This window comes from Micromonospora sp. 4G55 (genome assembly GCF_016803375.1).
In genome coordinates this window covers 1-15,098 of sequence record NZ_JAEVHN010000090.1, presented here as the reverse complement: position 1 = coordinate 15,098, position 15,098 = coordinate 1, and the positions used below count along the sequence as shown (strand labels likewise).

The 15,098-nt window shown below is 71.5% G+C and carries 11 protein-coding genes and 3 pseudogenes; 7 read left to right on the top strand and 7 right to left on the bottom strand.

Annotated elements, in window-relative coordinates; genetic code table 11:
- Together JNW89_RS10795 and JNW89_RS10790 are read left to right on the top strand one after the other, a co-directional pair.
- Positions 1 to 2,396: transglycosylase domain-containing protein (locus tag JNW89_RS10795; protein ID WP_238448784.1), on the top strand; the 2,396-nt coding region annotated here is incomplete at its 5' end.
- 139 nt (positions 2,397 to 2,535) lie between these two features.
- Positions 2,536 to 4,043 (top strand): annotated as a pseudogene (locus JNW89_RS10790) (glycosyltransferase family 87 protein).
- Positions 4,044 to 4,166: 123 nt separating this feature from the next.
- Here the strand turns inward: JNW89_RS10790 and JNW89_RS10785 are convergent.
- Both JNW89_RS10785 and JNW89_RS10780 read right to left on the bottom strand, forming a co-directional pair.
- The gene (locus tag JNW89_RS10785; RefSeq protein WP_238448783.1) at positions 4,167 to 6,467 is read right to left on the bottom strand and encodes a hypothetical protein; all 2,301 of its coding nucleotides are present in this window, start codon (positions 6,465 to 6,467) and stop codon (positions 4,167 to 4,169) included.
- A gap of 5 nt (positions 6,468 to 6,472) precedes the next feature.
- Positions 6,473 to 7,254, bottom strand: a pseudogene (locus JNW89_RS10780) (deoxyribonuclease IV).
- A gap of 639 nt (positions 7,255 to 7,893) precedes the next feature.
- On the opposite strand from JNW89_RS10780, the gene rpsF reads away from it, so the two are divergent.
- From rpsF to rplI, 4 genes are all read left to right on the top strand, one after another.
- The gene (rpsF, locus tag JNW89_RS10775) at positions 7,894 to 8,184 is read left to right on the top strand and encodes a 30S ribosomal protein S6 (protein WP_120328341.1); all 291 of its coding nucleotides are present in this window, start codon (positions 7,894 to 7,896) and stop codon (positions 8,182 to 8,184) included.
- 80 nt (positions 8,185 to 8,264) lie between these two features.
- A complete protein-coding gene (locus tag JNW89_RS10770) occupies positions 8,265 to 8,801 on the top strand; it encodes a single-stranded DNA-binding protein (protein WP_179802407.1) in 537 nt (178 codons plus the stop codon).
- A gap of 41 nt (positions 8,802 to 8,842) precedes the next feature.
- On the top strand, positions 8,843 to 9,082 hold the full coding sequence (gene rpsR / locus JNW89_RS10765; RefSeq protein WP_007073789.1) for a 30S ribosomal protein S18: 240 nt from the start codon (positions 8,843 to 8,845) through the stop codon (positions 9,080 to 9,082).
- 14 nt (positions 9,083 to 9,096) lie between these two features.
- Positions 9,097 to 9,543, top strand: a complete 447-nt coding sequence (rplI, locus tag JNW89_RS10760; protein ID WP_179802406.1) for a 50S ribosomal protein L9 — start codon at positions 9,097 to 9,099, stop codon at positions 9,541 to 9,543.
- 78 nt (positions 9,544 to 9,621) lie between these two features.
- Here rplI and JNW89_RS10755 read toward each other — a convergent pair whose 3' ends face one another.
- Complete coding sequence (locus tag JNW89_RS10755) at positions 9,622 to 10,617, bottom strand: hypothetical protein (RefSeq protein WP_238448782.1); 996 nt, start codon at positions 10,615 to 10,617, stop codon at positions 9,622 to 9,624.
- A gap of 943 nt (positions 10,618 to 11,560) precedes the next feature.
- On the opposite strand from JNW89_RS10755, the gene dnaB reads away from it, so the two are divergent.
- A complete protein-coding gene (gene dnaB / locus JNW89_RS10750) occupies positions 11,561 to 12,967 on the top strand; it encodes a replicative DNA helicase (RefSeq protein WP_238448781.1) in 1,407 nt (468 codons plus the stop codon).
- Between the two features lie 66 nt (positions 12,968 to 13,033).
- Here the strand turns inward: dnaB and JNW89_RS10745 are convergent, their stop codons facing one another.
- From JNW89_RS10745 to JNW89_RS10730, 4 genes and pseudogenes are all read right to left on the bottom strand, one after another.
- Entirely contained in the window at positions 13,034 to 13,717 is a 684-nt protein-coding gene (locus JNW89_RS10745; RefSeq protein WP_238448780.1) for a maleylpyruvate isomerase N-terminal domain-containing protein, read from the bottom strand.
- A 76-nt stretch (positions 13,718 to 13,793) separates the two neighbouring features.
- A complete protein-coding gene (locus tag JNW89_RS10740; protein ID WP_179802403.1) occupies positions 13,794 to 14,207 on the bottom strand; it encodes a zf-TFIIB domain-containing protein in 414 nt (137 codons plus the stop codon).
- A 29-nt stretch (positions 14,208 to 14,236) separates the two neighbouring features.
- A pseudogene (locus JNW89_RS10735) lies at positions 14,237 to 14,871 on the bottom strand (phosphoribosyltransferase).
- Complete coding sequence (locus JNW89_RS10730; protein ID WP_238448779.1) at positions 14,868 to 15,008, bottom strand: hypothetical protein; 141 nt, start codon at positions 15,006 to 15,008, stop codon at positions 14,868 to 14,870. Before JNW89_RS10730 ends, JNW89_RS10735 begins: the two are co-directional and overlap by 4 nt.
- Between the last annotated feature and the right edge of the window lie 90 nt (positions 15,009 to 15,098).

Sequence of the window (15,098 nt, the reverse complement as noted above, 5' to 3'; positions counted from 1 at the left end):
GGGCGTGGCGCCCGTCTCCGGCGGTGGCCCCGGGCGGTCCGGGCGGCCCCAACGGCCCGGGACGCGGCGGCCGCGGTGGCGGACACGGGCCCGGCGATCCGGACGCGGTGGCCCGGGCGAAGAAGCGCAAGCGGGTCAACATGCTGATCGCGGGCTTCGCGGTCTTCATCATGCTCGCCGGCATCGGCGTGATCGGGTTCACCTACTACTCGACCAACGTGGTGCTGCCCAACCAGATCAACCTGCCGTTGGCCACCACGATCTACGCCGCCGACAACAAGACGCCCATCGCCAAGGTGGGTGAGCAGAACCGGACCTTCGTCTCGATCAACCAGATTCCGCAGCACATGCGGGACGCGGTGGCCGCCGCCGAGGACAAGAACTTCTACCGCCACTCGGGTGTGGACTACAAGGGCATCGCCCGGGCCGCCTGGAACAACCTCAGCGGCGGTGACAAGCAGGGCGCCTCGACGATCACCCAGCAGTACGCCCGCAACGCCTACGAGAACCTCCAGGACGACTCGTACGCCCGGAAGGTGAAGGAGGCGATCGTCGCCTCCAAGCTCAATGATCAGTTCACCAAGGAACAGATCATGGAGCACTACCTGAACACCATCTACTTCGGCCGGAACGCGTACGGCATCGAGGCGGCCGCGCAGGCCTACTTCGGCAAGTCCGTCTCCAAGGTCGACGTGGCGGAGGCCGCCGTGCTGGCGGCGTTGATCAAGCAGCCGGAGCCGAGCCTCACCCCTGGGGGTCACAAGGGGTACGACCCGGCGGTCAACCCGACGGACGCCAAGGCGCGGTGGGACTACGTCATCAACAACATGGCCAGCGAGGGTTGGATCGACTCGCCGAACCACCCGCCGCGTCCCACCGCGTATCCCACCAAGACGCTGCAGACGCCGAAGGAGTCGAGGGCCGGTCAGAAGTTCGGGGTCAACAACCCGATCGGCAACGTCGTCAACTACCTCGTGCCGGAGATGCGGGAGAAGAAGCTCTGCACCGACAACGAGGCCGAGGCGACGGATCGCAAGCCGCTCTGCTCGCTCATGCTGAAGCAGGGCGGGTACCGGATCCGGACCACCATCGACATGAAGGTCCAGAATGCGATCACCGGCGCGGCCCAGCGCAGCACCAAGGGTTCCGAGCTGGACGGGGCGCGGAAGAACCTGATGGCGGCGGTGGTGTCGATCGACCCGCGTAACGGCCGGGTGCTCGGCTACTACGGCGGTGACGACGGCACGGGCACCGACTACGCCGGCAAGAACACCGACGCGAACGGCAACGTCACCGGTGGGCACTCGCCGGGTTCGAGCTTCAAGATCTACACGTTGGCGGCGGCCATCGAGGCGGGCAAGTCCGTCGAGTCGCGCTGGAAGGGCAAGGCCTTCACCCCCGACGGCGTCAAGTTCCGGGTCAGCAACGCCGGCACCGACAACCCCAGCTGCGGCGACTCCTGCACGCTGCGGGAATCGACCCTCAAGTCGCTGAACGTGCCCTTCTACCACGTCAGCCTCGACATCGGTCCGGACAAGATCGTCGGCATGGCCAAGAAGGCCGGCGTCAGCATGATGTGGCAGACCAACACCAACCCGCCGAAGGGGCACGACCTCACCAAGGAAGACCCCAAGGACCTGGCGCCCGACCCCTTCTACCACGTGGTCGCCTACGGCCAGTACCCCATCACCGTGCTCGACCACGCCAACGGCATCGCGACCTTCGCCAACAAGGGCGTCTACAACAAGGCCCACTTCCTGGTCTCCGCGGAGAAGCAGAACAAGGACACCGGCAAGTGGGAGAAGCTCGGCGGCGAGCAGCTCAAGCCGCAGAAGCGGATCGACCCCAACGTGGTCGCCGACGTCACCAACGTGCTCGAGGACTACCCGGCCAAGGTCAACCACGTGCTGGACGGCGGCCGGAAGGCGACCGCCAAGACCGGTACGTGGGAGCTCAAGGAGGGCACCAACGAGAACGGTGACGCCTGGATGATCGGCTACACCCCGCAGCTCGCCACCGCCGTCTGGGTGGGCAACAAGGGCAAGCGGGAGGCCATCAAGATGAAGGACGGCCGGAACATCAGCGGTTCCCTCATGCCCGGTGACATCTGGGAGCGGGTGATGGACGACTCGCTCAAGGGCGAGGAGAAGTTGGACTTCCCGCCGGCCGCGAACATGGGCGACAAGGAAGCCGGCAACGGCACTCCGCCGCCGCCTCCGCCGCCCGTCCCGGGCCAGCCGCAGGACTGTGGACCGCTCGGCCTGTTCTGCCCGCAGGAACCTAACGGCGGAAACCAGGGCCCGAGCACGCCGACCGATCCCCGCGGACCCGGTGGCGGCAACGGCGGGAACGGCGGCGGTCTGCTGCCGACCCTGTCACCTCGCCTCCGGGAGTAACCACCCGTGACACCGTCGACGCGCCGGACCCCGGGTCCGGCCGCCGTTGCCTTTCCACGAGCGTTTCGCGCGCTGATTTTCGGGTTGGGGCGCCGCGGGACGGGACGGCGACCCCGGGCGTACGGCAGGATGCCTCTTCATGAGCACCCAGTCGACGGCCGGCCTCGACGACGCCGGGACCAGCGACCACCCGTCCCGGTCGGACGGTTTCGTCCGAGGCGCCTCCGAGCTGATCGGCGGCCCGCTCGGCGACCACGCGGTCGCGCTGGACCGGCCCGCCGGCCGGGAACGGCGCTTCTGGACCGCCGCGCGGATCGTCCTCGCGCTCGCCTGCCTCACCCTGGCGCTGCACTGGGTGCAGAAGTCGCCCTGCCAGGACGGAGCCTGGCAGAACAACGTGCAGTACACCCGGCTCTGCTACACCGACGTGCTCGCCCTCTACTACGCGGAGGGGCTCAACGAGGGCAAGGTCCCCTACCGGGACCACCCGGTCGAGTACCCGGTGCTCACCGGCTACTTCATGGGCGCGCTCGGCCTGCCGGTGCACAGCCTGGGCGTCGACGACCCGCAGCTCAACCAGGGCCAGTGGTTCTACAACCTCAACGCGCTGACGCTCGGCGCGCTGGCGGTCGCCACCGTCGCGGTGATCCTCGCCCTGCGCCGCCGACGACCCTGGGACGCCGCGCTGTTCGCGCTGGCCCCGGCGCTGCTGCTCACCGCCACGGTCAACTGGGACTTCCTCGCCATCGGGCTGGCCGCCTTCGGCCTGGCCGCATGGGCCCGACGCCGGCCGCGCTCGCCGGGCTGCTGCTCGGCCTCGGCGGCGCCGCCAAGCTGTGGCCGCTGTTCCTGTTCTGGCCCATCCTGCTGCTCGCGCTGCGGGCCGCCCGGGTACGCGCCGCGCTGACCGCCATCGGCACCGCGGTGGTGGTGCTGTTGGCGGTCAACCTGCCGGTGGCGATCCCGTACCGGGAGAACTGGTACCGCTTCTTCGAGTTGAACGACACGCGACCCATCGACTGGGGCACGCTCTGGTACATCGGGCGGTACTTCGACGGCAAGGTGAACACCGGCGTGGCCGGCGACCAGGGGCCGTTCCAGTGGTTGAACACGCACATCCCGACGCTCAACACCCTGTCGTACGCCCTGTTCATCCTGGCCTGCCTCGGCGTGGCCGCGCTGGCGCTGCTGGCCCCCCGCCGGCCCCGGCTGGCCCAGCTCGCCTTCCTGGTGGTCGCCGCGTTCCTGATCTTCAGCAAGGTCTGGTCGCAGCAGTTCGTGCTCTGGCTGCTGCCGCTGGCGGTACTGGCCCGCCCGCGCTGGGGCGCCTTCCTCGCCTGGCAGCTCGCCGAGCTCTGCTACTTCGCCGCCTTCTACGGCGAGCTGCTCGGCGCGGCGACCAGCCGGCCGGTCTTCCCCGAGGGCGTGTTCGTGCTGGCCTCGACGCTCCGGCTGGGCACGGTCGTGCTGCTCTGCGTGCTGGTGATCCGGGACATCCTGCGCCCCGAACGCGACGCGGTGCGGCGCACCTACGCCGACGACCCCGACGGCGGCGTCCTCGACGGCGCCCCCGACGCCCCCTGGCTAGCCGACCGCCACACCGCCGCCCGCTCTCCGCAGCCTCTTTCGACCACCGTCCCCACCTGACGACGCGCAAGTCCAAGACGGCCTCGGGTAGTCAGGTTTTCGGGGGAGCCCGGCCGGCGCAGGGATCAAGCCTGACCGCCCGGAGCCGGCCGGGCTCCCCCGAAAACCCACCCCGAGCCGCGCTCAGAGACGGAACACCACGGCGTCGCCGACCTCCTCGCGGGTGATGCCGAGCTGGTCGACCGGCGCGTTGACGGTGACCTCCCACGGGGTGCCGACGATCTGGTCGCGCAGCAGCACCACGTTGCGGACGCCGAGCGTGCGCAGGTAGTCGACGCTGGTCTGGTCGGGGAAGGCCAGCGTCACCCGGCGCACCTCGTCGAGCTGGGTGGGGGTGAAGCCACTGCCGCCGTTGACCAGGTCCGGGAAGGTGCTGGTGGACCAGAGCATCACCGGTTGGTCGAGGTTCTGACTGCTCGGCAGCACCAGCATCGGGCCGTCCACGGTCCGCATCGCCACCGGCTGCTCCGGGACCACCGGGTGCGGAGTGACGTTCAACCCCTCCAGCAGGACGAGCAGCACCGGCACCACCATGGCCACCCGCAGCCACGGCGACGGCCGGTACGGGCCACGCTCGGCGGCGATCTCGCCGACCCGGTCGGCGAAGGCGCTCACCGCACCGGCCGCGAGCAGGCCGAGCAGCAGCGTCGTCCAGAGCATCATCCGCCCCGGGGTACGCAGGCCGTTCCAGCCCGGCAGGTGCTCGAAGAGCAGGCCGTAGGTGAAGGTGCCGTCGAAGAACCGGGTGCCCATGGCCAGCACCATGGTGACCAGCACCCCGGCGAGCAGCAGCAGCCGCTGCCGCACCTTCCAGACCGAGAAGAACAGGCCCCCCGCGGCCAGCGCGTAGAGCACGAAACCGGGCAGCAGCGTCATCTCGGGGTGCCAGGGCAGCGTCGCCCGTGCCGCCTCGTGCAGCTCGCCCCAGACCCGGGACTCCGCCGGGGCGGTGAAGAAGCCCAGCGCCGGCGGCGAGTAGACCCCGATGTCGCCGAGCGTGCGCGCCGCGTTGGGGTGCAGCTCCGCGACCTTGAAGTACGGGATGGCCAGCAGCGCGCCCACGCCGGCGAAGATCAGCCCGCCGACCAGGTCCGCGACGAACAGTCGGGTGCCGAACGGACGCTTCACCGGCCGGACCACCCAGCGCCGCAGGAACCAGATCGTGGCCGCGACCAGCACGATGCCGGCCAGGACGTACGCGAACGGCAGGCCGATCCCGAAGCCCAGGCTGAGCTGCCAGGCCGCCACCAGCCACCCGGTGTACGTCCAGCCCTCGTGCCGCCGTTCCGGGCGGTAGCCGTACCGCAGCGACCAGCCGTGACCTCGGGCCAGCATGGCCAGCGCCAGCGGGATACCGCCGTTGGAGACGATGTGCAGGTGCCCCGCCTGGGCGAGCAGCCACGGGGCGTACGTGTAGCTGACCCCGGCCACCGCGGCCCCCGCGCGGCCCGCTCCCAGCTGCCGGGCCAGCGCGTACGCCCCGAGCGTGGCCAGCGCGTGGGCCAGCACGAACATGATGTTGTAGCGCAGCACGGCCGCCTCGGGCCCGGTGCCGATCATGCCGACCGGGGCGTAGCCGAGCAGCATGTCGGAGAAGGCGAAGCTCCACTGCTCCGGGAAGAACGTGTTGGAGTGGAACAACTGGGCCGGCTCGGTCCGCAGGGCGTGCCCCGACCAGGCCATCTGCCAGGCCTGCAGGCTCGGGTCCCAGTAGTCCTGCGGCAAGGTGTAGAGCGGGTAGCGCAGCGTCGGCCAGGTCATGCCGACGGCGAGGGCCAGCGCGGCCAGGGTGGCCAGTGTCCACTCGTGGACCAGGAGCCGACCGACGGCGCGCGCCGCGCGGCGGGGACGTCCCGGCACCGGGTCGGGCGCCGGAGCGAACGCCGACCAGCGGTCCCGCGGCTCTCCGTCGCCGTCCTTCTTCTCCTCGCCGTCGCTCCCAGCCTTGGCGTCGGTGGCCTCGTCCTTTCCGGCGTCGCCGGTGGTGGCCTTCGCGGTGTCCGCGGCTTCGGCGTCGGTGGCGTCGTCTTTTCCGCCGTCGCCGGTGCTGGTCCTGGCGGTGTCCGTGGTCGCGGCCTTCGCGTCGGCGGGGTCGTCCTGGCCGGTGTCGCCGGTCGCGGTCTTCGCGGTGTCCGTGGTCGCGGCCTCGGCGTGGTCGTCCTTTTCGCCGTCGCCGGTGGTCGTGGGTTTCGCGCCGGCGGGTTCGCCCGTTCCGGCGTGACCGGTCGCGGTCCTCGCGGTGTCCGTGGTCGTGGACTTCGGGTCGGTGGCGTCGCCCGTTCCCGACGTCTTCGTGGCGTCCGTGCTGGCCGTCGCGTTGGCGGCGCCGTCTTCACCAGTGGCGCCCGGAGGCGTGCTGCCCTGCGCGTCGGGCCCGTCGGTCTGCCCGGTCGGCTGGGCGCCGCCGGTCGCGTTCGTGGTCATCCGGGTCAGGCCCCCGTGCCGAGCTTGTCCCGCAGGAAGGCGATGTCCGCCCCCTGGCCCGCGGCCCCGCCGGGCGTCTCCACGATCACCGGCGCGCCGGCGGCGCGGATCACCGCGACCACCAGGTCCGGGTCGATGGTGCCGCCGTCGAGGTTGTCGTGCCGGTCCTGCCCGGAGTTGAAGCCGCCCTTGGAGTTGTTGGCGTGGACCAGGTCGATCCGACCGGTGATCGCCTTCACCCGGTCGACCAGGTCGAGCAGTTCCTCGCCGCCCGCGTACGCGTGGCAGGTGTCCAGGCAGAAGCCGACCTCGTGGTCGCCGACGGCGTCCCAGAGCCGGGCCAGCGCGTCGAGCCGTCGGGCGCAGGCGTTGTCACCGCCGGCGGTGTTCTCGATCAGCACCGGTACCGGGAAGCCGCCGGAGTCCGCCGCGTACGCGAAGGTCTTGCGCCAGTTGTCGAAGCCGACGGCGAGGTCGTCACCGGCGTTGACGTGCCCGCCGTGCACGATCAGCCCCTGGGCGCCGATCTCCGCCGCCGCCGCCGCGTGCCCGAGCAGCAGCTTGCGGCTGGGGATCCGGATCCGGTTGTTCAGGGTGGCCACGTTGATCACGTACGGGGCGTGGACGTAGAGGTCCACTCGGCGGCGCGCAGCCCGGCCGCGTCCTCGCGGGGTTTCGGGGCCTTCCAACCCTGCGGGTCGGAGAGGAAGAACTGCACCGCCTCGGCGGAACGGGCGGCCGCCTCCGCCAACGGGTCGGCCTGATCGACGTGGGCTCCGATACGCATGCAGGCGAGCCTACGTCGCATCCCCGACGCCCGGGGTGACGGAGGCGGGGAGTCGGGGCACCGGATGCGCCCGCTCGCGTCACCGTCGGGCCGGGCGTTCGTTTACCCCGGTGGGATCGATGCCGGGCTCTTCCGGCCGATCTGGCCAGGGGCACCGCGGTCGATCCCGATGCGGGGTCACCCCCGTCGTGCGGCCCGGCACGTCGGGGGCGGAACCCGCCCGACCTGGTCCGCCGACCACCGACAGGAATCTCGGACTAATAGTGGTATTTCCACCAACTAGTGACGAGAGCCGTTGTACCGTCGGATAACAACAGGAAAGAGCTCCGCGGGGCGTCTTCGATCCAACCTCATCGGTGTGGTCGTTCCTCCCCAGGTCCCACCCAAGGAATGCGGACGGGACGCCCCGCGGTCCATGTGGACAGGGGTCCGCCACCGGCCTTCGGGCGTCGGGGCGGGCCCCTGTCGCCGCGCCCGGCCGGCCGGTCCGACCTGCCCGGGCATGATCGTCCGGACCGGGTATCCTGGTCCGGTTGTCCGCGTCCGGCCGGGTTCCCCCGATCCCGGAAGCGGCAGCGACGCACGACCTCCTGCCACGGAAGGACCGTGGCCGCATAGCCCACAGGAGGTGAGCACGTCTTGCGTCATTACGAAGTCATGGTGATCCTCGACCCCAGCCTCGAGGAGCGCACCGTCGCCCCGTCGCTCGACACGTACCTGAACGTGATTCGGACCGCGGGTGGCTCGGTGGAGAAGACCGACGTGTGGGGCCGCCGGCGCCTCGCGTACGAGATCAACAAGAAGGCCGAAGGCATCTACGCCGTCATCGACCTGCAGGCGACGCCGGAGGCGGTGGCCGAGCTGGACCGTCAGCTGCGGCTCAACGAGTCCGTGCTGCGCACCAAGGTCATCCGGCCGGAGATGCGCTAAGCATTCAAATCCCGGTTCGCCCGGATCAGCCTCATCGCCACTGTCGCACGGCTCTGAGAGCCTGTACGGCAGAACGATGAGTGCGCGAGGAGATGGTCATGGCAGGAGACACCACCATCACGGTCATCGGCAACCTGACCGATGACCCCGAGTTGCGGTTCACCCCGTCCGGTGCGGCGGTCGCCAAGTTCCGGGTCGCTTCGACGCCCCGGTTCATGGACAAGGCCTCCGGCGAATGGAAGGACGGCGAGCCGCTCTTCCTGGCCTGCACCGTGTGGCGGCAGGCGGCGGAGCACGTCGCCGAGTCGCTCCAGCGGGGCGCCCGCGTGATCGTCTCGGGTCGGCTGCGCCAGCGGTCGTACGAGACCCGCGAGGGTGAGAAGCGCACCGTCATCGAGCTCGAGGTCGACGAGATCGGCCCGTCGCTGCGCTACGCCACGGCGAAGGTGCAGAAGATGTCGCGCTCGGGTGGCGGCGGCGGTGGCTTCGGTTCTGGTGGCGGTGGTGGCCAGGGTGGCGGCGGAGGCAACTTCGACGACCCCTGGGCTTCGGCCGCGCCGTCTCCGTCGCGCTCCGGTTCGGGCGGCGGAAACTTCGACGAGGAGCCCCCGTTCTAATGGCGCCGAGCGCCCGCGATCGCAAACCAGGAGCACGAGCAATGGCCAAGGCTGCGGCACTTCGCAAGCCGAAGAAGAAGGTGAACCCGCTCGACAAGGACGGGATCACCTATATCGACTACAAGGACACCGCGCTGCTGCGCAAGTTCATCTCCGACCGCGGCAAGATCCGCGCTCGGCGGGTGACCGGCGTGACCTCGCAGCAGCAGCGGCAGATCGCCCGTGCGGTCAAGAACGCCCGTGAGATGGCGCTCCTGCCGTACACCGCCACGGCCCGCTGAGAGGAGGCACCGACATGAAGATCATTCTGACCCAGGAAGTTTCCGGTCTCGGTGCCCCCGGCGACATCGTCGAGGTCAAGAACGGCTACGGCCGTAACTACCTGCTGCCGCAGGGCTTCGCGATCAGCTGGACCAAGGGTGCGGAGAAGCAGGTCACGGTCATCAAGCGGGCCCGCTCGGCCCGCGAGATCCGCGACCTCGGCCACGCCAACGAGGTCAAGGACCAGCTCGAGGGTCTGAAGGTCAACCTGAAGGCCCGCGCCGGTGACGGTGGTCGGCTCTTCGGCTCGGTCACCCCGGCCGAGATCGTCGACGCCGTCAAGGCGGCCGGCGGCCCGACCCTCGACCGTCGTCGGCTGGAGCTGCCCGGTCACATCAAGTCGACCGGCTCCTACCCGGTGCGGATCAAGCTGCACCCCGAGGTGACCGCCAAGTTCGACCTCAACGTCGTTCAGGGCTGACACCCACCGCACGACGAAAGGGCCCGCACCGGACTCCGGTGCGGGCCCTTTCGCATGCCCTTGTTGCGACTGGCCAGCTCAGCCGATCGGCTGACCGGTCACCGCGCTGATCATGACGGTGGACAGGCCCCCGCCGACCACCGCCGCGGCCAGCGCCACCGTCGCCGACCGCCAGGTCGTGCCCACCCGGCGCAGCAGCCCCGCGACGACGAGGCTGCTCACCAGCGCCAGCCCGAAGCGTGGCGCCCCGGCCACCAGCGACGCGAAGGCGTGCGCGCGCGGCGAGTCGCAGCCGCCGCCGCTGATGTCCGTCACGCACCCCGCCGGCGCCTGGCCGTCCAGGGTCAGCAGCCACCCGAAGACCAGCGCCGCCGGCACCAGATAGCAGGCGGCGGTGTAGAGCAGCGGACGCAGTGGACCACCCGGATCCGGGTCCAGCAGGTCGTCCTCCAGGCGGCGGTTCCACACCCCACCGCCGACCGAATCGATCCGGTCACGCCACGACGGCGCGGCGACCGGCGCGACCGGCTCCAGCCGACGACGGGGAGACGGGCGCGGCCGCGGCGCGGTGTAGGCGATCGCCGGCGACCGGGGCGCCGACGACGGCGGGTCCATCCACCGCGGATCGTCCCCGGCCAGCCGCGTGCCGGACCAGAACCCGTCCGGCTGCTCCGGCCACGACCAACCCTCACCGGTCACCGGCTCCGCCGACCGGGGCGGCTCGGTACGGTCCCAGCGGCCGACGTCGGTGCGGTCCTCCCACCGGCTCGGCTCCTCGTGCCGGTCCCGCCGGGCCAGGTCGCCACGGTCCCACTGGCCGGTGTCGGTGAACCGGTCCCACTGGCCGGTGCTGTCGCTCTGATCCCACCGGGCGGCCTCACCGGCGGCGTCCCAGCGGTCCTCGGGACCCGAGCGCTGCCAGGCGTGCACCCCGGAGGCGTCCCACGGGTCCACCGCCGGCCGGTACTCCGGTTCCGGCTCCGCCACCGGCTCGGCGCGGCTCCACGGGTCGACCGCCGGGCGGGACCAGGCGTCGGCCGAGGCCCGCCGGCTGCGCCGGGTCGGCCGCTCCACCTCCCGCGCGCCGCGCCCGACTCCTCGTCGGACTCCTCGACACCCGACCAGATCACCTGGGGACGGCGCGACGCCGACCGGCGCGGACGCGGCGTCGGCGCGGCGCCGGAGACCGGCTCGTCCTCCACGGAGTCGGCGCGCCGGCTGCCGACGTACCCCTGCTCCTGCGGACGGTCGAAGGTCCACTCCCGGGTGTGGTCGGAGTCGGCCGCGGCACTGATCGCCCGGGGCTCGCCCCAACTGCGCTCGCTGCGCCGCCCGCCCCCGGAGATCGGGCGGTCGTCGTACTCGTCGTCGTCCGGCGCGGCGTGCCGGCCCCGGCCGTCGGCGTGCGCGATGCCCGACTCCACAGCCCAGCGCGGCAGGTAGGCGTCGACCGGCTCCTGCTGGCCGCGCTCGACGGCCCGCCGTCGGCTGGGAGTGCGGTAGCCCTCGGCCGCGTACCGGTACGGATCGGCCGGGACGGGCTCGCCGAAGTCGTCCCACGGGGCGACCGGCTGACGCTCGCGCGGGCTGCCCTCCCCGCGCTCCCAGTCCCGGTAACTCACGGCCGGAGCGTGACCCTTCTCAACCGAAAGCGCAATCCGCTGTCCAGGTGTAGCCGTTCCCAGCAGATAGTACGGGAAATCCGAACCCAAAGCCTTACCGGAAAATATCCGTCCACAGGGTGGGGACGATGTTTCCGCAGGTCAGAGCCGATCGGCCCAGAATTCCCCACCGGTTTTCCACAACCTGTGCACACGCTGCGCACACGCTCGTCCACTCCATCCACAGGTTGTCCCGAGGCTCGTCCACCGGCCTGGTTGGGGTCTGACCTCGGGTTCCGTATCGTGGGGCACCGACCGGTCGCGCGATCGCCCCCGATCGACCGGCCGGGTCGATCGGAAGTTGTCGCACCCGGCCGGTAGAGCTGGTATCGACCCGACGCAGTGGAGGGGGATCCGTGTCGGTCACCGACGACATGCGGGCGGAGCCCCGGGCCGGCGGGCAGCCGCCCGCCCCCGCGCAGCGCGACGGGCAGTTCGACAAGACCCCACCCCAGGACGTCGCCGCGGAGCAGTGCGTCCTCGGCGGCATGCTGCTGTCCAAGGACGCCATCGCCGACGTCGTCGAGATCCTCAAGACGAACGACTTCTACCGGCCGGTGCACGCCACCATCTTCGACGCGATCCTCGACATCTACGGTCGGGGCGAGCCGGCCGACCCGATCACCGTCGCGGCGGCCCTGGCCGACTCCGGTGACCTGGCCCGGGTGGGCGGCGCGCCCTACCTGCACACCCTCATCGCCAGCGTGCCCACCGCCGCGAACGCGGCGTACTACGCCCGGATCGTCGGCGAGCGGGCGGTGCTGCGCCGGCTGGTCGAGGCCGGCACCCGCATCGTGCAGCTCGGCTACGGCACCGCCAACGGCGGCAGCCGGGACGTCGACGACATCGTCGACCTCGCCCAGCAGGCCGTCTACGAGGTGACCGAGCGCCGGGTCAGCGAGGACTTCGCGGTGCTGGCCGACATGCTCCAGCCGACGCTCGACGAGATCGAGGCGGTCGGGGCGCAGGGCGGGGTGATGACCGGCGTGCCGACCGGCTTCACCGACCTGGACCGGCTGCTCAACGGCCTGCACCCGGGGCAACTCATCATCGTGGCCGGCAGGCCTGGTTTGGGTAAATCGACCGCCAGTATGGACTTTGCCCGAAATGCGGCCATCCGCGCCAATCAGGCGGCGGCGATCTTCTCGCTGGAAATGAGCAAGGTCGAGATCGTCATGCGACTGCTCTCGGCCGAGGCGCGGGTTCCGCTGCACGTGCTCCGCAGCGGCCAGCTCTCCGACGACGACTGGACCAAGCTCGCCCGCTGCATGGGGGAGATCAGCGAGGCCCCGCTCTTCGTCGACGACACGCCGAGCATGAACCTGATGGAGATCCGGGCGAAGGCGCGCCGGCTCAAGCAGAAGCACGACCTCAAGATGATCGTGGTCGACTATCTCCAGCTGATGACCTCACCGAAGCGGACCGAGAGCCGCCAGCAGGAGGTCGCGGACCTCTCGCGTGGCCTGAAGCTGCTGGCCAAGGAGGTCGAGTGCCCGGTGATCGCGGTGAGCCAGCTGAACCGTGGCCCCGAGCAGCGGACCGACAAGCGCCCCCAGCTGTCCGACCTGCGTGAGTCGGGATCGATCGAGCAGGATGCCGACGTCGTCATCCTGCTGCACCGCGACGACTACTACGACAAGGAGTCGCCCCGCGCCGGCGAGGCGGACTTCATCGTCGCCAAGCATCGAAACGGGCCCACCGACAGCATCACTGTCGCCGCCCAACTGCACCTCTCCCGCTTCGTCGACATGGCGATCGTCTGACCCGTCGCCCAGCGGGCGACCGGCACGGTGACAACGCCCGCCCGATGCCGGGCTGACGGCGGCGGTTCAGCCGAGCAGCGGGAACCAGCCGGCGGCCTCGCCCAGCTCGGCGCGGTCCCGGTCGGTGAGCGGCTCGCGGCCGGCGGCCTTGAGCAGGTACTCGGCGTCGTCCCAGTCGCTCGGGCGGACCGCGTCGTCGCTGAGCAGCCCCTCGACCGTGGTCACCGCGACGCGGCAGGCGAGCGGCCCGGGCGACGGCGCGTCGGGCAGGTCGAGCACCAGGTCCAGGTGGTGGATGACGGCCTCGGTGGTCAGCGTGGCCAGGAAATCGGGTACGCGCAGCACGTGCCCCTGGGTGCTGACGCAGCCGGCCGGGTCGGCTGCCGTGGCGGCACGCACGGCGGCGGGGGCGGTGTCGGACCAGAGCCGGACCACTCCGCTGGGGCGGTCGAAGGCGGCGGCGGAGCGGCGGGCCCACCAGGCGTGCCGGGCGGCGGCGTCGCCGTCCCCGCCGGGCGGGAAGGACCGCCAGTAGCTGACGTCGTCCACGTCGGGCGGCCTGTCGGCGGGGCTGGCCAGGGCGACCAGGGCGCGCTGGGCGTCGCAGAGCACGTGGAAGAGCAGGTCGGCGACGAGCCAGCCCCGGCAGCGGGTGGGTCGTTGCAGGTCGGCGTCGTCCCGCCCGGCGACCACGGCGGTGATCCCCTCGTACGCCTGAGCGAGCGCCTCGTGCTGCGCGATCGACCTCATGAGGGGGAGCCTGCCACGGGCCGCCCGGATCGGCAGGGCGGAAGGGCCGGGGCGGGTGCCCCGGCCCCGGTGGCGGTCAGCCGAACATCTCGTCGAGGAAGCTCTTGTGCTTCTTGCGCTTGTAGTGCCCGTGGTAGCCGTGGTGCTGCTGCTGGTGCCCGCTGTGGCCGTATGCCGGCTGCGGCGGGTAGGCCGGCGCGTGCGGCGGCGGGGGCGGCACGGCCGGGTAGCCCGGCTGGTGCGGGGGCGGCGGCGGAGGCGGGGCGTACCCGCCGGCGACGTGGCCGGGCTGGGCGGGGCCGTGGCCCGCGGGCTGCCCGGGTGCCGGGGCGGCGTGCTGCTGGTTCCAGTTCGCCTCGGCCTCGAACAGCTTCTCGAGTTCACCGCGGTCGAGGAAGATCCCCCGGCACTCGGTGCACTGGTCAATGACGACTCCGCTGCGCTCGTACTGGCGCATGTCTCCGTGACACTTGGGACAGGTGAGCTGCATCGCTCGACCGTACCCGGTCGACGCGAGGTTCAGGCGGTGGCGATCAGCGCCTCGCTGACCTCGTCGTCGGAGACCTCGTGGAAGTCCTCGTAGTACGCGCCGACCGCGCCGAACTCCGGCGGGCGCTGGGCGCAGATCACCTGGTCGGCCTCGGCGGCCAGCATCTCGTACGCCTCCTGGGAGCCGACCGGCACCGCGACGACGACCCGGCGGGCGCCGAGATGGCGGGCGACCTGGACGGCGGCCCGGGCCGTCGCGCCGGTGGCCAGCCCGTCGTCGACGATCACGGCGGTCCGGCCGGTGAGGTCCAGCGGTGGCCGGCCGGCCCGGTAGCGGGCCTCCCGCCGTTCCAGTTCGGCTTGTTCCCGGCGTTGCACGTCGCGACGTCGTCGGGGCCGAGCCGGGCGGCGACCACGTCGTTGAGCACCCGGACCCCGCCGGGGCCGAGTGCGCCGAAAGCGACCTCGGGCGCCCAGGGCATGCCGAGCTTGCGGACCACCAGGACGTCCAGGGGCGCGCCGAGCCGGTCGGCGATCACCCGGGCCACCGGCACGCCGCCCCGGACCAGCCCCAGCACGATGACGTCGGGTTCTCCGACCAGGCCGGTCAGCCGTTCGGCGAGCTGTCGGCCGGCATCCTCACGATCGCGGTAGGTGCTGCTCATGTCCTCAGGTCTACGCCCTGGGGAGGGCCGGTGTCGGCGACTCCGGCGAAACGGTGGCCGGCTGTCCGGCCAGCGCGGGGCGCCCAGACGAGCAGGGCGAGCGGGTAGAGCAGGTAGCCGAAGCGGGTGGCCGGCATCCTCACGATCGCGGTAGGTGCTGCTCATGTCCTCAGGTCTACGCCCTGGGGAGGGCCGGTGTCGGCGACTCCGGCGAAACGGTGGCCGGC